General features: G+C 61.9%; 22 protein-coding genes. 13 read left to right on the forward strand and 9 right to left on the reverse strand.

Going from position 1 to position 19847, the window contains the following annotated elements; genetic code table 11:
* Nucleotides 1-127 precede the first annotated feature (127 nt).
* Genes NKK47_RS16840 through NKK47_RS16850 form a run of 3 tightly spaced genes read right to left on the reverse strand, consistent with a single transcriptional unit; the run spans nucleotide 128 to nucleotide 3176 of the window.
* On the reverse strand, nucleotides 128-1159 hold the full coding sequence (locus tag NKK47_RS16840; protein ID WP_352577649.1) for a sugar ABC transporter substrate-binding protein: 1032 nt from the start codon (nucleotides 1157-1159) through the stop codon (nucleotides 128-130).
* 23 nt (nucleotides 1160-1182) lie between these two features.
* Complete coding sequence (locus tag NKK47_RS16845; RefSeq protein ID WP_352577650.1) at nucleotides 1183-2034, reverse strand: IclR family transcriptional regulator; 852 nt, start codon at nucleotides 2032-2034, stop codon at nucleotides 1183-1185.
* Nucleotides 2034-3176 carry an extracellular solute-binding protein gene (locus NKK47_RS16850; protein WP_352577651.1) on the reverse strand — a complete coding sequence of 381 codons (1143 nt, stop codon included), beginning with the start codon at nucleotides 3174-3176 and terminating at the stop codon, nucleotides 2034-2036. Before NKK47_RS16850 ends, NKK47_RS16845 begins: the two co-directional genes overlap by 1 nt.
* 611 nt (nucleotides 3177-3787) lie before the next feature.
* Here NKK47_RS16850 and cyoA point away from each other — a divergent pair.
* Genes cyoA through cyoD form a run of 4 tightly spaced genes read left to right on the forward strand, consistent with a single transcriptional unit; the run spans nucleotide 3788 to nucleotide 7792 of the window.
* Nucleotides 3788-4711: a ubiquinol oxidase subunit II gene (gene cyoA, locus NKK47_RS16855; protein ID WP_352577652.1), complete on the forward strand. Its 924-nt coding sequence runs from the start codon at nucleotides 3788-3790 to the stop codon at nucleotides 4709-4711.
* Between the two features lie 2 nt (nucleotides 4712-4713).
* Nucleotides 4714-6720: a cytochrome o ubiquinol oxidase subunit I gene (gene cyoB, locus NKK47_RS16860; RefSeq protein WP_352577653.1), complete on the forward strand. Its 2007-nt coding sequence runs from the start codon at nucleotides 4714-4716 to the stop codon at nucleotides 6718-6720.
* Nucleotides 6717-7367 (forward strand): cytochrome o ubiquinol oxidase subunit III, encoded by a 651-nt coding sequence (gene cyoC, locus NKK47_RS16865; protein ID WP_352455884.1) that lies wholly within the window; start codon nucleotides 6717-6719, stop codon nucleotides 7365-7367. The genes cyoB and cyoC overlap by 4 nt, the downstream gene beginning before the upstream one ends.
* Entirely contained in the window at nucleotides 7364-7792 is a 429-nt protein-coding gene (cyoD, locus tag NKK47_RS16870; RefSeq protein ID WP_352577654.1) for a cytochrome o ubiquinol oxidase subunit IV, read from the forward strand. Before cyoC ends, cyoD begins: the two co-directional genes overlap by 4 nt.
* Nucleotides 7793-7945: 153 nt before the next feature.
* Here the strand turns inward: cyoD and NKK47_RS16875 are convergent, their stop codons facing one another.
* The gene (locus NKK47_RS16875; RefSeq protein WP_352577655.1) at nucleotides 7946-8413 is read right to left on the reverse strand and encodes a YbhB/YbcL family Raf kinase inhibitor-like protein; all 468 of its coding nucleotides are present in this window, start codon (nucleotides 8411-8413) and stop codon (nucleotides 7946-7948) included.
* A 154-nt stretch (nucleotides 8414-8567) separates the two neighbouring features.
* Here NKK47_RS16875 and NKK47_RS16880 point away from each other — a divergent pair, with 154 nt between their 5' ends.
* Complete coding sequence (locus NKK47_RS16880; protein WP_352577656.1) at nucleotides 8568-9761, forward strand: DUF3182 family protein; 1194 nt, start codon at nucleotides 8568-8570, stop codon at nucleotides 9759-9761.
* Here the strand turns inward: NKK47_RS16880 and NKK47_RS16885 are convergent.
* A complete protein-coding gene (locus tag NKK47_RS16885) occupies nucleotides 9753-9968 on the reverse strand; it encodes a hypothetical protein (RefSeq protein WP_352577657.1) in 216 nt (71 codons plus the stop codon). The genes NKK47_RS16880 and NKK47_RS16885 overlap by 9 nt on opposite strands.
* Before the next feature lie 10 nt (nucleotides 9969-9978).
* Between NKK47_RS16885 and NKK47_RS16890 the strand changes: the two genes are divergently transcribed.
* Nucleotides 9979-10218, forward strand: coding sequence for a SpoIIAA family protein (locus NKK47_RS16890; RefSeq protein ID WP_352577691.1), 240 nt, complete (start codon nucleotides 9979-9981; stop codon nucleotides 10216-10218).
* A 17-nt stretch (nucleotides 10219-10235) separates the two neighbouring features.
* Nucleotides 10236-10451 (forward strand): hypothetical protein, encoded by a 216-nt coding sequence (locus NKK47_RS16895; protein WP_352577658.1) that lies wholly within the window; start codon nucleotides 10236-10238, stop codon nucleotides 10449-10451.
* 39 nt (nucleotides 10452-10490) lie between these two features.
* On the opposite strand, the gene NKK47_RS16900 is transcribed toward NKK47_RS16895, so the two are convergent.
* The gene (locus tag NKK47_RS16900) at nucleotides 10491-10814 is read right to left on the reverse strand and encodes a hypothetical protein (RefSeq protein ID WP_352577659.1); all 324 of its coding nucleotides are present in this window, start codon (nucleotides 10812-10814) and stop codon (nucleotides 10491-10493) included.
* A 204-nt stretch (nucleotides 10815-11018) separates the two neighbouring features.
* On the reverse strand, nucleotides 11019-11456 hold the full coding sequence (locus NKK47_RS16905; protein ID WP_352473046.1) for an Lrp/AsnC family transcriptional regulator: 438 nt from the start codon (nucleotides 11454-11456) through the stop codon (nucleotides 11019-11021).
* 130 nt (nucleotides 11457-11586) lie between these two features.
* Between NKK47_RS16905 and rocF the strand changes: the two genes are divergently transcribed.
* Together rocF and ocd are read left to right on the forward strand one after the other, a co-directional pair.
* Nucleotides 11587-12507 (forward strand): arginase, encoded by a 921-nt coding sequence (rocF, locus tag NKK47_RS16910; RefSeq protein ID WP_352577660.1) that lies wholly within the window; start codon nucleotides 11587-11589, stop codon nucleotides 12505-12507.
* A gap of 3 nt (nucleotides 12508-12510) precedes the next feature.
* Nucleotides 12511-13578 (forward strand): ornithine cyclodeaminase, encoded by a 1068-nt coding sequence (gene ocd / locus NKK47_RS16915; RefSeq protein WP_352457835.1) that lies wholly within the window; start codon nucleotides 12511-12513, stop codon nucleotides 13576-13578.
* A 16-nt stretch (nucleotides 13579-13594) separates the two neighbouring features.
* Here the strand turns inward: ocd and NKK47_RS16920 are convergent, their stop codons facing one another.
* Nucleotides 13595-13756 (reverse strand): hypothetical protein, encoded by a 162-nt coding sequence (locus NKK47_RS16920; protein ID WP_352449544.1) that lies wholly within the window; start codon nucleotides 13754-13756, stop codon nucleotides 13595-13597.
* A 271-nt stretch (nucleotides 13757-14027) separates the two neighbouring features.
* Here NKK47_RS16920 and NKK47_RS16925 point away from each other — a divergent pair, with 271 nt between their 5' ends.
* From NKK47_RS16925 to NKK47_RS16940, 4 genes are all read left to right on the forward strand, one after another.
* Nucleotides 14028-15977, forward strand: coding sequence for a PrkA family serine protein kinase (locus NKK47_RS16925; RefSeq protein ID WP_023677059.1), 1950 nt, complete (start codon nucleotides 14028-14030; stop codon nucleotides 15975-15977).
* 19 nt (nucleotides 15978-15996) lie between these two features.
* Nucleotides 15997-17319, forward strand: coding sequence for a YeaH/YhbH family protein (locus NKK47_RS16930; protein WP_352571846.1), 1323 nt, complete (start codon nucleotides 15997-15999; stop codon nucleotides 17317-17319).
* A complete protein-coding gene (locus tag NKK47_RS16935; protein ID WP_352571847.1) occupies nucleotides 17319-18857 on the forward strand; it encodes a SpoVR family protein in 1539 nt (512 codons plus the stop codon). The genes NKK47_RS16930 and NKK47_RS16935 overlap by 1 nt, the downstream gene beginning before the upstream one ends.
* Before the next feature lie 116 nt (nucleotides 18858-18973).
* A complete protein-coding gene (locus NKK47_RS16940; RefSeq protein WP_352577692.1) occupies nucleotides 18974-19453 on the forward strand; it encodes a DUF1772 domain-containing protein in 480 nt (159 codons plus the stop codon).
* Between the two features lie 112 nt (nucleotides 19454-19565).
* Here the strand turns inward: NKK47_RS16940 and NKK47_RS16945 are convergent, their stop codons facing one another.
* Nucleotides 19566-19811, reverse strand: coding sequence for a hypothetical protein (locus tag NKK47_RS16945; protein ID WP_023677063.1), 246 nt, complete (start codon nucleotides 19809-19811; stop codon nucleotides 19566-19568).
* Between the last annotated feature and the right edge of the window lie 36 nt (nucleotides 19812-19847).

The raw sequence follows: 19847 nt of genomic DNA on the forward strand, positions 1-19847 counted from the left end.
TTCCGGGCCGCATCGGGTGCCGTCGCCGTCTGGAAACTGCCGGCCAAAACAGGGCGGTTGACCTGTTTTGCCGTCGGCATCCGATCCGATGCCCTTCCCGCCGCGCGGGAAGGGCTAGCCGGAATCCTTACTTCTTCAGATCGGCGGAAGTTTTCATGCATTTTTCCGGTGGCTGAAGCGCATTGACGGCATCCCATTTGATTTTGCGTGTGGTGCCATCGTAGTCGTAGAACTTCTTCCAGTCGTCGCCGTTCATCGGCGCGGTCGGGCTGACGATGTGTTCCGGCACCTGTTCGCCGTTGAAGAGCTTAACCGCTGCATCGATGGCGGTGTAGCCTTCCTTTTCAGGGAACATCGCGGCTTCGATGCGATAGGACGGCTCGTTCTGCATTGCATTCATGAAGGCGAGGCCTTCGCCGCCGGTGCCGACCGTCAACAGGCCGTCCTGCGACTTGCCGGCCGCTTTCCAGGCCTGAAGGCCGCCGAGCGAGGAGGAATCGTTGATGCCGTAGATGATGTTGATGTCGGCGTTCTTGGCAAGTGCCGCCGAAGAGACCTCGAGCGCGCGATCGGGATTGCCGCCACCGTCGAGGTCGTGGACCATGACCGCGTCGGGGATGATGGTCTTGAGGCCATCCATGAAACCCTGCGACCGCAGCACCGTGGCGGACAGCAGCGGCAGGCCGACATTCATCACCTTGGCTTTGCCTTCGAGCTTTTCCTTGGCGTATTTGCCGGCTTCGACGCCGGCGGTGTAGCCGGTGTCGTAGTCGCAGATCGCGACCATTGTGGTCATGCCCTTGACCGGATTGCCTTCGAGCACGACTGGAACGTTGTTGGATTTCGCCTGGCGCAGCAGCGGCACGACGCCTTCCTCGTTGACGGGCGTGATGATCAGGACGTCGACGCCCTTGGCCATGAAATCTTCGGCGGCGGAGACCTCCTTGGCAACGTCCAGATTGGCGTCCTGCACCTCGAGCTTGATACCGAGTTCTTTGGCGCGGGACTGCATGCCCTTGATGACGTTCTGATACCACTCATGCGTGGCGTAGTTGGTGACGTAGCCGATGCGCTTCGGCATGTTTTCGGCGTGTGCCGCGGCGGCGCTCAGAGCCAGCACCGCCGCCGAGGCAAACAGCATCGATTTGGACCAGTTCATGTTTCTTCTCCCTGTATTTCTTGTCAGTTGCTGAACGGATAGTCCCGCCGTTCCGGGTCGGCACGTGAAGAGGCGGCAGCTTCGCCCGCGCCCAGCGCCGCCGATATCGTCTCGGCCGCTGCCTTCGTCCGCTCGAATACGGTGCTGCGATCGAAGCGGGCGGCCTTTTGCGGCAGGAAGGGGACGGTGAGCGCGGCAATGACGGCGCCGGTATGGTCGCGCACCGGCATCGAGATGTTGGTGCAGCCCTCGACAGCCAGCGAGGCGCGCATTTCATAGCCGAGCCTTGCGACCTCGTTCAGCCGCGCTTCGATTTCCGCCCGGCTGCCTTGGCCTTCGCCTGCGGCGACGATCCGTTCGACGATGCGGTCACGCTCGGCGCGGCTCGAATGCGCCAGCAGCACCACGCCGGAGCTCGTTTCGAGTATCGGGAAATGCGAGCCAAGGGCAACCGAATAACGCATCGGCAAAGGCGAATCGATCTGCAGCACGACCAGTGCGCTCTCGCCTTCGCGCACGACCAGATGGCAGCTCTGGTCGGCATTGGCGGCGAGGCCGCGCATCACCGGCAGCGCACATTCGACCAGGCGGTTCACCGGGGGATGCATATGCGCCAGTTCGAACAGCTTCAGCGACAGGCGGAAGCGGTCCGATTGCGTCCGGAAAATGTAGCCGCGCTTCTCCAGCAGCAGCAGGATGCGGTAGATCTCGTGAATGGAGCGCCCCATTCCGGTGGCGATCTCGGTTTGGGTCAGCGGTTCGCCGCTGGCAGCCATGAATTCCAGTATGTCGAGCGCCTTCTCCACCGCCGGCACCCGATAGCCGTTGCGGCCGCTTTCGCCTTCGTCGACGATCTGGGCAATATCGGCGGCCATTACGCGACGCTCCGTTGCGGCTGGCCATGCCTGGTCTCGCGATAGAGCCGGTTCAGCCGGTCTGCGAGCTCGGCCGCCTGCAATTCGCCGGCGATCGCCGCCGCGGCATGAGGGGCGCATTGGCGGAAGAAGCTGATGAAGCCCGGATGGGTCGGGCGCAGATAGGAGGCTTCGATCGTCGCCAGCGTCGAGGCGAAGAAGCCGCCCGAGAGAGCGTTGACCTCGGTATCCTGCCACGCCGCCAGCGATCCCGGCTGTCCGCCGGATTTCACATAGTCGCCGCGCTGATAGCCGGGCGAGCACAGAAACAGCGCGTAGTCGATGGCGGCTTGCTTGTGTTGCGATTGGGCGCTGACGCCGATGCCGGCGCCGCCGAGCAAGGCGCCGGCGGATCGCGGCGTCGGCACGTCGGCGAAGCGCAGATGCGGCCTGTCTGCCTTAGAGGCGTAGTTCACATAGCCGAAGGCGAACGGCACGTAGACCACGTCGTCATGCGCGATCATGTGATCGTAGCAACGGATCGGGTTCCATTTCGGCGAGTTCGGATGCGACAGCGCCGCAAGCTGGCGCAATTGCCCGACGGCCCGCTCGATTTTTTCCCCGGCGATGAACTCGTCGCCGTCTTCCCGGGGCTCACCCAGGGTCAAAAGCAGACACATGGCGTCAGTCGGCACCAACGGCAGCCCAAGCCATTTGCCGTCCTTCAAGGCGCGCCGGCCGAGCTCCAGCACCTCGTCATGGCTGCGCGGCAGCGGTCCGTAGCGCTCCAGCAGATCGGGGCGATACGAGGCAACCTGACAGGCAGCATCGATCGGCAACGCCCATTGAAGCCCGTCCCTTGCGTAGGATTGCCAGGACGCGCCAACCGAATCCCGTTCGAAGCCGCGGCGCTGCTCGGCCGACAAATTGAACGGCACCATCAGCCCGCCTTCGGCAATATCGCCGATGAACGGATGGTCGAACACGACAAGGTCATAGGCGCCGAGCACCGGACCAAGCGCGCCCTCGCCGAACTCGTAGAGGCTGCGGCGGTCCCATTCGATCTCAAGACCGGGATTGGCGGCACAATACGGCCCGATGCTGGCGTCGAGCGGACCCCAGCAGCGTCGGTGATCCCACGCGAGGCCGCGCAGCCTTGTCATGCCGAAATTCCTCCCAGAGGCGGCCATGCGCCGGCCCAGCCGATTAGTAGCAACTATTTTCACCTAGACAAGTAGTTTTTACATACGCAAGCCAGTCCTCGCTTCCGTTTGGCGAGAAAGCCGCCCAACCATCCTTGGTGCGCATCGCGTAGCCGCCGGCCTGCAACCAAAAGCTGCGATGGATCTGGCTTTTGGGGAACTTTCGCGACGAACATTCGTTCGGTTGGCGCAGCCATCTGGAGCAGCATCACTGGAATCAGCAGCCACGTCGCAGGGAGCGGACTAAATGGACCAACCGTGGGCGCGGCCATGAACCGGTTTACCGCCTTGGCATTCGCCACGTTTCTGGCGATAACTTCGATCTGGGTCCTGTCGCTGGTTTCTTAAGATTTGGCTCTGGTTTTTCAGGATTTGGCTCTGGTTTGTTAGGATTTGGAGGGGTTCTCGACAGGTCGACCGCTTAACGACAACATCCACGGCATGCGGTACTGCCAGCCGGAGCCGCGTGCGTGAAGAAACTGTCGCCAGGAGCACACCGGCGCGCACATCCGGGGTTGGCAGCCACGCTGCCTGCAACGTTCCAATCGGTTTTCAGGAAACGGCGAGATCTCATGCTGCTGAGGGTGACCGTTCGAAACTGTGCCGCCATCCGTCTTGGCTGCCTCGGCGCGACGATTTTGCTGGTCGGGCTGCTTGCCGGCTGCCAGGGCGGCGTGCTCGATCCGCAAGGGCCGGTGGGGGCGGCGCAGCGAACGATCCTGCTCAATTCGGTTGCTATCATGCTGGCCATCGTCATCCCGACGATCGTGGCGACGCTCGGCTTTGCCTGGTGGTTCCGGGAAACCAACACAAGAGCGCGGTACCTGCCGGAATGGGCCTATTCCGGACGAATCGAACTGGTGGTCTGGTCGATCCCCATCCTCGTCATCCTGTTTCTGAGCGGCATCATCTGGATCGGGTCGCATGACCTCGATCCAATGAAGCCGCTGGATTCGCAGCAAAAGCCGCTTGAGGTGCAGGTCGTCTCGCTCGACTGGAAATGGCTGTTCATCTACCCCGAGCAGAATGTCGCGAGCATCAACCAGCTCGTGGTGCCGGCGGGCAGGCCGGTGCATTTCTCGCTTACCTCGGCAAGCGTCATGAACGCGTTCTTCGTGCCTCAGCTCGGCGGCATGATCTATACGATGAACGGCATGACGACGCAGCTTCACCTGCAGGCGGATCAGCCGGGCGAATTTTATGGGCGGTCGGCCCATTTCAGCGGTGACGGTTTTCCAGGCATGCAATTCGTGCTGCATGCAGTCGCAGCGGATGCCTTCGACGCGTTCGTCAATTCGGCGCGAAACGAGGGACAAGCACTCGACAGGACGAGCTACCAGGAACTGGCCAGACAGAGCCTGGACGTGCCGCCTTCGACCTATCGCTCGGTGGAGCCGGACCTTTTTCATGAAATCGCGACGCAGGGCGTTCCGCCCGCGCCCGGCCCCCAGGCCGGTCGCCCCGGGCCGAGCGTATCGCCCAAGGCAGGAGGCTGACAATGCTCGGAAAATTGAGCTGGGACGTCATTCCGTTCGATCAGCCTCTGCCGATGATCGCCTCGGCGGTCGTCGCCCTGGCAATCCTCGGCGTGCTGGCCTGGGTCTTCCTGGCCGGCCATTTCCCCTATCTGTGGCGCGAATGGATCACCAGCGTCGATCATAAGCGGATCGGCGTCATGTACACGCTGCTGGCGCTGCTGATGCTGCTGCGCGGCTTCAGCGACGCCGTCATGATGCGGTCCCAGCAAGCCCTCGCCTTCCAGGCGCCCGGCTATCTGCCGCCCGATCACTTCAACCAGGTCTTTTCCGCCCACGGCACCATCATGATCTTTTTCGGGGCGATGCCGTTCGTCATCGGACTGATGAACCTGGTCGTGCCGCTGCAGCTCGGCGTCCGCGACGTTGCCTTTCCGACGCTCAACTCGGTGAGCTTCTGGCTCACCGCCACCGGCGCGCTGCTGGTCAACATCTCGCTGGTGATCGGAGAATTCGCCCGTACCGGATGGCTGCCCTACCCGCCGCTCAGCGAGACCGCCTACTCACCGGGCGTCGGCGTCGACTATTATCTGTGGGCGGTGCAGATAGCGGGCGTCGGAACGCTGCTCACCGGGATCAATTTCGTCACCACGATCCTGAAGATGCGGGCGCCCGGCATGAGCTACCTCAGGATGTCGATGTTCTGCTGGACCTCACTCGCCGCCAGCCTGCTCATCGTCGCCGCCTTCCCGATCCTCACCGCCACGCTCGCGATGCTGACGCTCGACCGCTATTTCGGCTTTCATTTCTTCACCAATGAAGCCGGCGGCAACATGCTGATGTTCGTGAACCTGATCTGGGCCTGGGGCCATCCCGAGGTCTATATCCTCGTCCTGCCGGCGTTCGGCATCTTCTCGGAGGTCATCTCCACCTTCTCCAGCAAGCCGCTGTTCGGCTACCGCTCGATGGTGGCCGCGACGCTCTTCATCTGCATCGTCTCCTTCATGGTGTGGCTGCACCACTTCTTCACCATGGGCGCCGGGGCCGACGTCAACGCCGCGTTCGGCATCGCCACCAGCATCATCGCTGTCGGTACCGGCGTGAAGATCTACAACTGGATGTTCACCATGTATGGCGGCCGCATCCGCTTCGCGACCCCAATGCTGTGGTCGCTGGGCTTTATGGTGACGTTCGTCATCGGCGGCATGACGGGCGTGTTGCTGGCCGTGCCGCCGGCCGATTTCCTGCTTCACAACAGCCTGTTCCTGGTGGCGCATTTCCACAACGTTATTATCGGCGGTGTGCTGTTCGGCGCCTTCGCGGGATATACCTACTGGTTTCCCAAGGCATTCGGCTTCCGGCTGCACGAGGGCTGGGGCAAGCTGGCCTTCTGGCTGACGCTGATCGGCTTCTACGCCACCTTCGTGCCGCTCTACGCTGTCGGCCTGCTCGGCATGACCCGCCGCATGCAGCATTTCGACGTGCCGGCATGGCATCCCTGGGTGCTGGCTGCCGGCGTCGGCATGTTAATCACTACCGCCGGCGTGGTCGCGCAGATCGTACAGCTCGTCGTCAGCATCCGGCAGCGCGCGGCGCTTCGCGACGCCACCGGAGATCCCTGGGACGGCCGCTCGCTGGAATGGGCCACGCCCTCGCCGCCGCCGGTCTTCAACTTCGCCGCGCTTCCGCATGTCGAGGGCGAAGAGCCCTACTGGAGCATCAAGCAGCGGGCACGCGAGCAAAACCGGCTGCGCGACGAGCCTGACTACGAGCCGATCGAGATGCCGCGCAACAGTCCCACCGGGTTCATCTGCGCCTTCTTTGCGACCGTGATGGGTTTTGCCCTCATCTGGCACATCTGGTGGATGGTGGCGCTCGGCGCGCTCGGTGCTTTGGCCACCTTCGTCGTATTCGCGTGGCGCGACATCCCCGAATACGTCATTCCCGCCGCCGAAGTCGCCCGGATCGACCGCGCCAACCGAAGTGCCCGCCGCGAGGCGCTGGTCACTTACACGGGACCAAGGCCATGACCGCGATCGACGTCAGAGAGCGTGACCCTTACCGCCTCCATGGCGGGCACGGCCATGCACCCGGCCACGGCGACGGCGGCCCGGCACCGATCCGGATCGTCGTCGGCTACGGCTTCTGGATCTTCCTTCTGAGCGACATCGTGATGTTCTCGGCCTTCTTTGCCGCCTATGCCGTGCTGGCGGGCAAGACGGCGGGCGGGCCGAGCGGGGCCGAGCTGTTCGACCTGCGCAACGTTGCGATCGAGACGGCGGCTTTGCTGTTGTCGAGCTTCACCTGCGGTCTCGCCAGCCTCGCCGTGACAGCGCGGCGAAGCTCCTGGTTCTATGTCGCGATGGCTGTCACCTTCGTGCTCGGCGCCACCTTCATCCTGCTCGAGTTGCGCGAGTTCGCGCATATGGTTGCCAGCGGTGCCGGACCGACGCGCAGCGCTTTCCTGTCGGCGTTCTTCACGCTGGTTGGATGCCATGGCCTTCACGTCACGGCGGGGCTGCTGTGGCTGCTCACGATGATGGCGCAGATCTTCGCCAAGGGGTTCCGCGACGATATTCTTCGGCGTTTCATGTGCTTCAGCCTGTTCTGGCACGCCCTCGACATCATCTGGGTCGCCCTGTTCACGGTGGTCTATCTCCTGGGAGCAAGTCGATGAGCAATGCGGACGATCGCCACGCGCAACGGCGCGACGCCGATGGGCTGGAGCGCTACGACATCGATACGGCGCCGGGTGACGAATACCTCGGCGACACCGAAGTCGGATCCGGGCTACGCGGCTATGTGATCGGCCTCGGGCTGGCAACGCTGTTGACCATCGCCTCGTTCTGGTTGCTCGGAACCAACCTGATATGGGCACCCGGCATTCCGGTGGCGCTGGTCGTGCTGGCGATCGCCCAGATGGGCGTGCATCTCGTCTTCTTCCTGCACATCACGACGGGGCCGGACAACACCAACAACGCCCTGGCGCTTGCCTTCGGCGTGCTGATCGTAGTTCTGGTGATTGGCGGCTCGATCTGGATCATGGCCAACCTCGACCACAATTTGATGCCGATGAACGCGATCATGAACATGAACCGCTGATGCATGTCGCGCAAAAGTGTGCAGCGGTTTTGTGATAACGACATGCGTAAAAACAAGAATCTAAAGCGCGTCGCATGAGGCCGATCGAACGCGACGCGCTTTAGCGATTATTCCGGCCGTTCGCCGCAGTTCATGCGACAGCGAGCTCCGGTCTCAAGCCCGTTCGAATGTGCCAACGAGCTCTGCCTCTCCCAGGACGTGCGGCGCGGCCTCCTTCAGCACGTCGTCCACGGCAGCCTTCTCGCCGAGACCCAGCGTCTCGACGTCGAGCGCAAGAAGCCGGAAATGGTAATGATGAAGCCCATGCCCAGTCGGCGGCTGGGGACCGTCATAATGAGGATTGCCGAAATCGTTGACGCCGTGTCCGAGGCTCTCGGTCTTGGTGCCGGCGGTCGTTGCTTCGGGAAGAAAATTGCGCTGTGCGTCGATGTCGTAGACCGCCCAGTGGCGGAACGTGACCGAAGGGGCGTCGGGGTCCTCGACGGCCAGGGCGAAGCTTTTGGTTCCTTGCGGGGCGTCCGTCCACTCCAATGGTGGTGAAACGTTGCCGCCGTCGCGGGAATAGCGCGGCGGTATTTTTTTGCCATCTGCAAAGGCAGGGCTTTTGAGCGTGAAGGTCATGGTCTCGATCTCCCTGGCTGAGGTTCCCGCATAACAACCGCGAGCCGCCGATGTTCCGGGCAGCCACCTGGTCGAACCCGCAGCCGGCCGTTGGCCGGAACATTCGCCGCGTGAACGGGTTTTTCGGTTCGGACGCATCGCCGCGGAACCGGCAATGGGCTCGGCAATGGACGAAGGGCGCGACATGACCGGGCTAAGCGGTAAGCAACCAAGCGGGGCAAAAGGTGTTGTGATCGCGTTCTCCGTGCCGGGCGGCGAGACAATCTATACCCACGAGCGGGAAACCGTCGCTGCCGTTGCGCGCACGATTGCGGCGTTGAAGGGCTTTGCCTTCCGCCAGGGCCTGAGTGACGGCGGCGGTGACAGTGGCCGACTGTATTTCGTGCCGGACGACAGCCTGCTTGCCGTCGATGCGCTCCAACTGGGCATAAACGGGCCGGACGACCTCTTCGGCGGTGTGGTGCCCTGGCGCCTCGCAACCACCAAGGCCATAACCCACGAGCTGGTGGACGGGTCGGCGGCACGGCCAAAAGAATGGCCAGCCGGCTTCGGCAGAGCCGTCGGCGCGGCCGTACTGCCCGGCTATACCGCATTTTCACGCGATGACGCGCTGCGCGCAGCGGAACGTCTGCTGGAGCTCGGGCTGGTCCGGTTCAAGCCACCGCGCGCTTCGAGGGGCCGCGACCAGCACACCGCCGCGACCGTCGCCGATATCGAAAGGCTGCTGGATCGATATCCATCCTCCGACCTGAGGGAATACGGCCTTGTTCTCGAAACGGAGCTTCGCGACATCGTCACGCTGAGCATTGGCAGAACGGCGATCGACGGAACATCGGTCGCCTATTATGGCGTGCAGCGGATGACGGCCGACAATGCCGGACAGCCCGTTTACGGCGGATCCGATCTGGTCGTCGTGCGCGGCGGATGGGAGGCGCTCGACAGGCTGCAGCTTTCTCCGGCGCTAAGTTTGGCTGTGGCGCAGGCGAGGACCTACGACGCGGCGATGGATGGCTATCCCGGATTTTTCGCCTCACGGCGCAACTACGACATCGGCCAAGGTGTCGATTCCTCGGGCATCTGGCGATCGGGAGTGCTGGAAGCCAGTTGGCGGATCGGCGGCAGCAGCACGGCCGAGCTTGCGGCAATGGACGCCATGACGCGTGACCCCGACGTGCAGATTGTGCATGTCTCCGCCGTCAAGCAGTTCGGCAACACCGCGCAGCTGCCGCTGAATGCAGAAATCCACTTCGACGGAGAGGACCCCGAGGAGGGCCAAATCACGCGTTACACCGTCGTCACCCAGGTGATCCGAGGGCCGGTCGGGGAAGCCGGCCGATCGTCATTTTAGGTCGAAGTGAAACACGCCTTTGGCAAGGAACATCCGCGAATGGCCCGAGTTTGTTTCAGGCAGCCAGCCAGTCAGAAACCGGAGGAAAAAATGATCGAGATGATTTCCGCTCCCCAGAACGTCGCCGCCTTTCGTGTCACCGGCACTGTGACGGCGGACGACTACGACAGAGTCATCCCGGCAATCGAAGCGAAACTGAGCGACCATAAGGAGCGTCCTGACCGATCTTACCGATTTCGAGGACATAACGGCTGGCGCCTTGCGGCGCGACCTGCAGTATGGGCTGAGCAAACTTGGCGAGCTCCACCGCTTCAAACGTGCCGCCGTGATTTCCGACAAGCAGTGGATCAAGGCAGCTACGGAAATGACGGACGCGCTGTTTCCGCAAATCGAGGCGCGGGTGTTCCCGGAGGACGAAAAAGCCCAGGCCCTGAAATGGGTGGCAGGCGTACAATAGCGGTGTTGGGGAGTGCCATGCCGTTCGACAAACGACAGGATTCAGACGGCCTCTGGGAGGTCTATGACAGCGAGAGCGACGAAGCCGTCGTGGTCGGCGGGTTGCCGCTTTCCGGTCTCGACGAAAGCGAAGCCGATGAAGCGATCGAAAAGCTCAATCGGGGCGATCTGACGTCGGACAACATCCCTGAGACGGTTCGGTCAGGGTGGCCTCCGACCAAGGACGGTTTGTGATGACAGCCTGACGGACGTCACCGAGGACCGGTCGCGGATCTACGACGAGGCCTTGACCCCCAACTTGCGGGCTTTGTCCTCAAATTCGTCGCGAGTATCCTCGATCGTCGGCAGATGCAGGCGCCGCAGCTGGGCGTGCAACTTTTTGGCGGCATCTGAGCTCAGGTCGCGCTTGAAGTTGGTCGCGACCTCCTCGGCCGAGCCGTAATGGCGATAGCGCTCGATCTCGGTCTTCGTGACTTGCTGGACGTGCTCGAGCGTCTTGCGTTCGGCATCGGATTTTCCGTCTGGTTTGGCCCGCATGACCGGATTGAAGGCTTTGCTGATAACGAATTCGACCAGTTCCTGCTGGGCGTGAGCCATGATTGTTCTCCCTCGAAGAAGGGCTGTCCGAGCCTAGAACGGTTCATCGGGGGAAACGCTGAACCGATCTCTCTTGTTTGACGCAATTCCGAACGGAAAACCGTTTCACACTTTTCCTGGAATTGCTCTAACCGCACCGGCAATTGAAGGTTCTGTGGCTTCGGATTTCGTTATCGCTACAGGTCCAAGGCGGTTCCTCGAAGGTCACAGCCGCGCCTTGGTGGTGCGCGGCGTTGCCAGGAGCAGGCTTGTTTCGCTGCCGGTAATTCCGGGGATCAGGCGGATACGTCTCAGCACCGCGTCGAACTCGCTCAGGGTCTGGGTTCCGAGTTCTATCACCAGATCCCACCGGCCATTGGTGGTGTGGATCGTCGAGACCTCGGAGAAGCCGCCCAGCGCCCGGATGACGCGATCGGCGGCATGACCTTCGATCTCGATCATCATGATGCCACGCACCCGCTGGTCGACCGCGTCGGCGCGTAGAATGACGGTGTAGCCGACGATGACGCCGTCCCTTTCAAGCCGCTCGATCCGGGACCTTACCGTTGCCCGGGAGACACCCAGGCTGATGGCAAGATCGGAAATGCTGCGCCGGGCGTCGTGCCGCAAAGAGGTGATGATCTGCTCGTCGAGGCGGTCCATGATTGCTCACAACGGAAGTAGATGATGCCACAATGGTAGGGGACTTCGACAAATTTGCCAATTTGACCTGTTCATTCTGCCAGCAATGCCCGCTTCAATAAAGGCATCGTAATTCGGTGGGGTATGACAAATGCATTGCACGATCGTTGGGGCGCCGATCCAGGCCGGCTCAGGCCGCATGGGCTGCGAGATGGGGCCGAGTGCGCTGCGCACGGCCGGCCTGGCTGGCGCACTGACCGAGCTCGGCCATACGCTGACCGACCTCGGAACGATCGTCCCTGCCGACATGCGTCCTGTCGTACACGGCAACGCGGCGGTGAAGGCGCTGCCGGAAATCGCCGCCTGGACGGCGGCAATCAGCGAAACGGCCTATGCCGCGAGCGCCGATGCGATGCCGATCTTTCTCGGCGGCGACCACAGCATTTCGGCCGGCACGCTCGCCGGCATTGCCCGCCGGGCGGCGAATGCCGGCCGGCCGCTCTTCGTGCTGTGGCTCGATGCGCACCCCGATTTTCATACGCTCGACACGACGACCAGCGGCAATTTGCATGGCGTGCCGCTGGCTTATGCCAGCGGGCAGCCCGGCTTCGAGGGCTATTTCCCCCGCCTTGCAGCGCAGGTGGAGCCGGCTCGCATATGCGCGCTGGGGATCCGCAGCGTGGACCTGGCGGAAAGGGATGCATTGCGCAGAGCCGGCGTGACGGTCCACGACATGCGTTCGATCGACGAGTACGGCATCGCGCAACTGCTTCGCGCCTTTCTCGAACGGGTGAGCGCCGCCAACGGCATGCTCCATGTCAGCCTCGACGTCGATTTTCTCGACCCGTCGATCGCCCCGGCGGTGGGCACCACCGTTCCCGGCGGCGCCACCTTCCGCGAGGCGCATCTGGCGATGGAAATGCTGCATGACAGCGGCCTCGTCACCAGTCTCGACCTGGTCGAGCTCAACCCTTTTCTCGACGAACGCGGCCGCACCGCCACGCTTTTGGTCGACCTGACCGCAAGCTTGATGGGCCGGCGGATCATGGATCGCCCGACGAGGGGGTTCTGAGCCATGACGGTCAATTTGAACATCGTTCCTTTCGTCAGCGTCGACCGCATGATGAAGCTGGTGCTTGCCATCGGCATCGAGCGCTTTCTGGTCGAGCTTGCCGCCTATATCGAAGAGGATTTCAGGCGTTGGGAGCTGTTCGACAAGACGCCGCGCGTCGCCTCGCACAGCATTGACGGCGTCATTGAGCTGATGCCGACCAGCGACGGGCAGCTTTACGGCTTCAAATATGTCAACGGGCATCCGAAGAACACGCGTGACGGCCGTCAGACCGTGACCGCTTTCGGCGTGCTTGCCGATGTCGGCAACGGCTATCCGATGCTGCTTTCGGAAATGACCATCCTGACCGCCCTGCGAACGGCGGCCAGCTCGGCGGTTGCCGCGAAATACCTGGCTCCCGAGGCCGCCCGGTGCATGGCGATCATCGGCAATGGCGCGCAATCGGAATTTCAGGCCATTGCGTTCAAGGCGCTGCTTGGCGTCGACAGGCTGCGCCTCTACGATATCGACCCGGCGGCCTCGACCAAATGCATGAAGAACCTTGCCGGCATGGGTTTCGACATCAAGCTCTGTGCGTCGGCGCAGGAGGCCGTCGAAGGTGCAGAGATCATCACGACGGTTACCGCCGACAAGCGGTCGGCAACAATCCTGACCGACAACATGGTCGGGTCCGGCGTGCACATCAACGCGGTCGGCGGCGACTGCCCGGGCAAGACCGAGCTGCATCGCGACATTCTGCTGCGCTCGAATATTTTCGTCGAGTATCCGCCGCAGACGCGCATCGAAGGCGAGAGCCAGCAGCTCGATGCGGACCATCCGATCACCGAATTGTGGCAGGTGATGACAGGAAAGGCAGCAGGCCGGACGGACGCCGGACAGATCACGCTGTTTGATTCCGTCGGCTTTGCGATCGAGGATTTTTCCGCGCTGCGCTACGTCCGCGATCAGCTTCAGCGGACCGGCCTTTACGAGGAACTAGACCTTCTGGCCGATCCCGATGAACCGCGTGACCTGTTCGGCATGCTGCTGCGCGCCGAAAAAGTGGCCGGGCTGGCGGTTGCCGGCAGCTGAGCTGCGATCCTGTCGGTCAGTCCTTCTTTTCCTGGTACAGGCGCTCGGTGGCGCGGTCGCTTTCCCTGCGCTCCGCCGGGCTGCGGCGACGCTGCGTGAGCAGGGCGTAGGCGATCAGGATTGCCAGCAGCAGTGGACCGCCTGCAACAACGAGCAACCACAAACTAGTCTCAAACATCGAACCGTCTCCTTTCCTTCACAACCGGGAAGGACCAGAACCGTTCCTCCGTCTTATCGGAGGTCGCCCGCACGGCGTGGCGCGATTCAGGATTTAATGCTTCGAGCGGGGCGTTCCACGCCTTGTCTGCACTCAGGATGCCCTTATCTAGAGTCTTATCATTCGGTCACAGGCACTCTCTGCAAAGTGAAGGGAACCACAAGGGCTTTCCGACATTTGGTTGTTCAAGAGACAAACGTGCAGCCACACCGGCTCCGGGGCTAGGAATACCATGCGTGAGAATCAATCCGACGTCTTCGATCTGTTTTCCGAGGTTTACAAGAATGCGGCGCAGGAGGAGATAAGCCTCCAGCAATATCTGCTTGCCTGCCGCGAGGACAAGTCGATGTACGCCTCGGCGCCCGAGCGGATGGTCGAGGCGATTGGCGAGCCGACCTTTGTCGATACCAGCAAGGACGAGCGGCTTGGCCGTATTTTTTCGAACCGGACGATCAAGATCTATCCGACCTTCGCCGACTTTTACGGCATGGAGGATACGATCGAGCGTATCGCCGGTTATTTCCGCTATGCCTCGCAAGGGCTCGAGGAACGCAAGCAGATACTCTATCTCCTCGGCCCGGTCGGCGGCGGCAAGTCCTCGCTTGCGGAGCAGCTGAAAAGGCTGATGGAGCAGCGTCCGATCTATACGCTGAAGGTCGGCGGCCAGGTCAGCCCGGTGTTCGAATCGCCGCTCGGGCTGTTCGACCCCGACCGCATGGGCGACCTTTTGGAGGACAAATACGGCATCGCCCGGCGGCGACTGAACGGCCTGATCTCGCCCTGGGCGGCCAAGCGCCTCGACGAATTGTCCGGCGACATCTCCAAATTCAGCGTCGTCAAGCTGATGCCGTCCAGGCTTCGCCAGATCGGCATCGCCAAGACCGAGCCGGGCGATGAGAACAACCAGGACGTTTCGGCCCTGGTCGGCAAGGTCGACATCAGGCAGCTGGAAAACTTCAGCCAGTCGGATCCGGATGCCTATTCCTATAGCGGCGGCCTGAACCGGACCACGCAAGGACTGCTCGAATTCGTCGAGATGTTCAAGGCGCCGATCAAGGTGCTGCATCCGCTGCTGACCGCGACCCAGGAAGGCAGCTACAACGGCACCGAGAATTTCGGCGCTTTCCCCTATCAGGGCATCATCGTTGCCCATTCCAACGAATCGGAATGGCTGCAGTTCAAGAACAACAAGAACAACGAGGCGTTCCTCGACCGTATCCTGGTGGTCAAGGTGCCGTATTGCCTGCGGGTCACCGAAGAGCGGCAGATCTACGAGAAGCTGTTGCGCGAAAGCGAATTGGCCTCCAGCCCCTGCGCTCCGGAAGTGCTCGATATCCTCAGCCGGTTCACCGTTTCGACCCGCCTGGCCGAACACGACAATTCGCCGCTCTACACCAAGATGCGCGTCTATGACGGCGAGAACCTCAAGGAAACCGATCCCAAGGCGAAGTCGGTCCAGGAGTACCGAAACGCGGCCGGTGTCGATGAAGGCATGACCGGCGTCAGCACCCGCTTCGCCTTCAAGATCCTGTCGCAGACCTTCAACTACGACACCGAAGAGGTGGCCGCCGATCCGGTGCATCTGATGTACATCCTGGAAGAGGCGATCAAGCGCGAGCAGTTCCCGAAGGAAACAGAGGCGGACTATCTCGATTTCATAAAGTCGGAGCTGGCGACCCGTTATGCCGAGTTCATCGGCCACGAGATCCAGAAGGCTTATCTGGAATCCTATAGCGAATACGGCCAGAACCTGTTCGACCGCTACATCGCCTATGCCGATGCCTGGATCGAGGATCAGGACTACAAGGATACCGATACCGGCCAGATCCTCAATCGCGAGGTTCTGGACAACGAACTGTCGCAGGTCGAAAAGCCGGCCGGCATCGCCAATCCCAAGGACTTCCGCAACGAAGTGGTGAAGTTCACGCTGCGCGCGCGGGCCAGAAACCATGGCCGCAACCCATCATGGACAAGCTACGAAAAGCTGCGCGAAGTCATCGAGAAGCGGATGTTCGGGCAGGTCGAAGATCTGCTGCCGGTGATCAGCTTCGGCTCCAAGCAGGACAGCGTGACGGAGAAGCGGCATACCGAATTCGTGCAGCGGATGATCCAGCGCGGCTACACCGAGCGCCAGGTCCGCCGGCTGGTGGACTGGTACATGCGGGTGAACAAGGCGGGTTGAAGCCAGCCCGGGGTAACATATGCCGATCTTCATCGATCGCCGACTGAACCCGAAGGACAAAAGCCTCGGCAACCGGCAGCGTTTCCTGCGGCGGGCGCGCGAAGAGTTGAAGCGCACCATCCGCGATCAGATCCGCACCGGCAAGATCGCCGACGTGGACGCCGAGCATGCCGTTTCGATGCCGGCGCGAGGCACCGGCGAGCCGAGCTTCAAGGATGCCCGGAACAGCGGCAGCCGCCAGCACGTCCTGCCCGGCAACAAGCATTTTGCCCCAGGCGACCGGCTGCCTAAACCCGGCCAGGGCGGCGGCATGGGATCCGCCCCGGGGAGAACCGAATCGGAGGACGATTTCCGTTTCGTGCTGTCGCGCGAGGAGGTGCTCGACCTCTTTTTCGAAGACCTCGAACTGCCTGATATGGTCAAGCTCAACCTCAAGGAGATCCTCGCCTTCAAGCCGCGCCGGGCCGGCTTCGCCGCGACCGGCTCGCCGACCAACATCAATGTCGGGCGCACGATGCGCAACAGCCATGGCCGCCGCATAGCGCTCAGGCGTCCCAAGCAGGAGGCGGTCGACGCTGTCGCGCAGGAGATCGCGACGCTGGAGGCGAAGCCGCAAAACGCCGAGATGCGGCAGCGCATCGTGGCGCTGCAGGAAGAGCTTGAGCGGCTGGAGCGCCGCCGCAAGCGGATCGCCTTTGTCGATCCGGTCGATATCCGCTTCAACCGCTTCGACGCCCAGCCGGTGCCGAACGCCAATGCGGTGATGTTCTGCCTGATGGACGTGTCCGGTTCGATGGGCGAACGCGAGAAAGATCTGGCCAAGCGCTTCTTCGTGCTGCTGCACCTGTTCCTGAAACGGCGCTATGACCGCACCGAGGTCGTCTTCATTCGCCACACGCACGAGGCGCAGGAGGTGGACGAGGAAACCTTCTTCTACAACACTCAGAGCGGCGGCACGGTGGTCTCCACGGCGCTCGAGGAGATGCACCGCATCGTCGAGCAACGCTATCCCAGCCGCGAATGGAACATCTATGTCGCCCAGGCCTCGGACGGCGACAATTTCGTCACCGATTCCGAGCGCTGCATCGCCTTGCTCGACGAACAGATCATGCGGCTTTGCCAGTATTTTGCCTACGTCGAGATCCTCGACGAGCGTGAGAGCCACATCTTCGGCGCCACCGACAACGGCACGTCGCTGTGGCGTGCCTACAGTGCGGTCAAGCTGAGGTGGTCGAACTTCCAGATGAGCCGCATCGCCACGGCGGCCGACATCTACCCGGTTTTCCGCCAGCTCTTCGCCAGACAGCCGGGTTATCAAAAGAGCGCTGAAAGAGGGGGCTGATGGCGAGCAAATCCGGGTTGCTGTTTTCCGGTTCCGACTGGGATTTCAGGACGCTGTCGCGTGCCTACGAGACCATCGAGGCGGTCGCCACCGAAGAGCTCCACCTCGACGTCTATCCGGTGCAGATGGAGATCATCTCCTCAGAACAGATGCTCGACGCCTATTCCTCTGTCGGCATGCCGCTGATGTACCGGCACTGGTCGTTCGGCAAGCACTACCTCTACCAGGAATTGCTCTATCGCAAAGGCGGACGGGGGCTCGCCTATGAACTCGTCATCAATTCCAATCCCTGCATCGTCTATCTGATGGAGGAAAACACCATGGCTCTGCAGGCCCTGGTGACGGCGCACGCGGCACTCGGCCATAACCATTTCTTCAAGAACAATTATCTGTTCCAGCAGTGGACGGATGCCAGCGCCATCCTCAGCTATCTCGACTTCGCCAAGGGCTACATTTCCCGCTGCGAGGAGCGGCATGGCGTCGATGCGGTGGAAGAGATCCTCGATGCAGCACATGCGCTGATGGAACAGGGCGTGTTCAGATATCACCGGCCGCCGAAACTGTCGTCGGAAAAGCAGCGCGAGGGCGTTCGCGAGCGCCTGGAATACGAGGAGCGTTCCTACAATGACCTATGGCGCACGCTGCCGCCTTCGAAGGACGGCACCAAGCCCCGCGAGACGGATACAATGGCGGAGCGCAGGAAATCGCTCAAGCTGCCTGAGGAAAACCTGCTTTATTTCCTGGAGAAGAACAGCCTGATCCTGGAACCCTGGCAGCGTGAGGTCATCCGGATTGTCCGCGTCATCGCGCAGTATTTCTATCCGCAGCGCCAAACGCAGGTGATGAACGAGGGCTGCGCCACCTTCGTGCATTACACGCTGATGAACCTTTTGTTCGACCGCGGCCTGATCGGCGAAGGCGCCATGCTGGAAGTGCTGCGCAACCATTCGAACGTGATCTTCCAGCCGGGCTTCGACGATCCGCGCTTTTCCGGCATCAACCCTTACGCGCTGGGCCTCGACATGATGCAGGACATCCAGCGCATCTCGACCGCGCCGACCGCCGAGGACCGCGACTGGTTTCCCGATATCGCCGGCAATGGCGACTGGCGCCAGACCCTGCTGGACGCCTGGGCCAACCATCGCGACGAGTCCTTCATCCGCCAGTATCTGAGCCCTACCCTGATCCGGAAATGGCGGTTCTTTGTGCTTGCCGATGCGGCCAACGATCCGCACTACGAAGTCGCCTCGATACACAATGAGCGCGGCTACGAGAGCATCCGCGCCGCACTCGCCCACAGCTACGACATCGGCGCCAGCCGGCCGGACATCCAGGTGGTGGACGTGGACCTGCTCGGCGATCGGCATCTGCGCCTGCAGCATAAGGTCAAGGACGGCATAGTGCTGGAAGGCGGCAGCCGCGACGCCACGCTGCGCCATATCCGCAAGCTCTGGGGCTACGAGGTCAGCATGGCTGCGGTCGACGCACAGACCGGCGCCACAGTCCACGAACGGTCGACCAGCCAGATCGGGGAATGACCGAACCGGACTTGCCGGCGAAGTCGGGTGTCGTTGCCTTTACCGGATCACCAACCACCCTAAGTACGCGCGCGCCACGAGGGCATCATTCAGGGAGCAGGAACATGCGCGCATTGATGATCGCCACCGTCCTTCTGGTCGCTGTCACGATGGCGCTCTCACTTGCGCACGCACTGGAATTGCCCGGCAAGTTGCGCCTCAAGGAGGCCACCTACAGATCAGTGCAGGCGATCTATTATCCCGGCTTCACGATCGGCGGCTTTGCCGAGATCGGCGGCATCATTGCCCTCGCCATCATGCTCTACCTGACGCCTTATCCAAGCGCTCGATTCTGGTGGACCTTGGCGGCGCTCGCCTTCCTGCTGGCGGAACATGCGACCTATTGGTTGATCACGCATCCCGTCAATAATTTCTGGGTGCAAGACGTTGCCATGCCGCAATCAGCCGCGACCTTTTTTTCAATGTTCTCTCGAAAGCAGACCGGCGACTGGAGAGACTTGCACAACATCTGGGAGGCTTCGCATGTCGCCAGGGCAGGCCTGGCGATGCTGAGCCTCGTCTCAATTGCTGTCGCCGCGACATTTTTTGCTGAATAGCGCCAGGGATCAAGACGGCCCTCGTCCGCCAACTTGCCGCCACGAACGCTGCATCCGTCAGATCAGGGAACGGAACCGGCGTACTATCTTAACGTCAAGCGATCCTGCCGTTTCAGCGGTCGGTGCGATGCTTGTTGTGGGCGCTTTCCTGGTGCTCGCCGCGGATGATGTTGCGGTCGTCGGGATCGGCAATGTCCTTCGGGTCCGATCTGAGCTCGGCACCGCGCCGGAACGCCTCGCGCTCTTGCCTGGTCTTTTTCAAATCCGCTTCCGCGTCGAAATCCTTGCCGGCGTTTTTCGTGTTCTCGCGCTCTTCGATGACGCGCAATTGCTGCTCATGAGTCTTTTTTCCGGCCATCGGTGACCTCCTTCTTTTGATTTTCCACTTTCCCAG

The organism is Mesorhizobium sp. M0019, from assembly GCF_040323975.1.
Classification (GTDB): domain Bacteria; phylum Pseudomonadota; class Alphaproteobacteria; order Rhizobiales; family Rhizobiaceae; genus Mesorhizobium.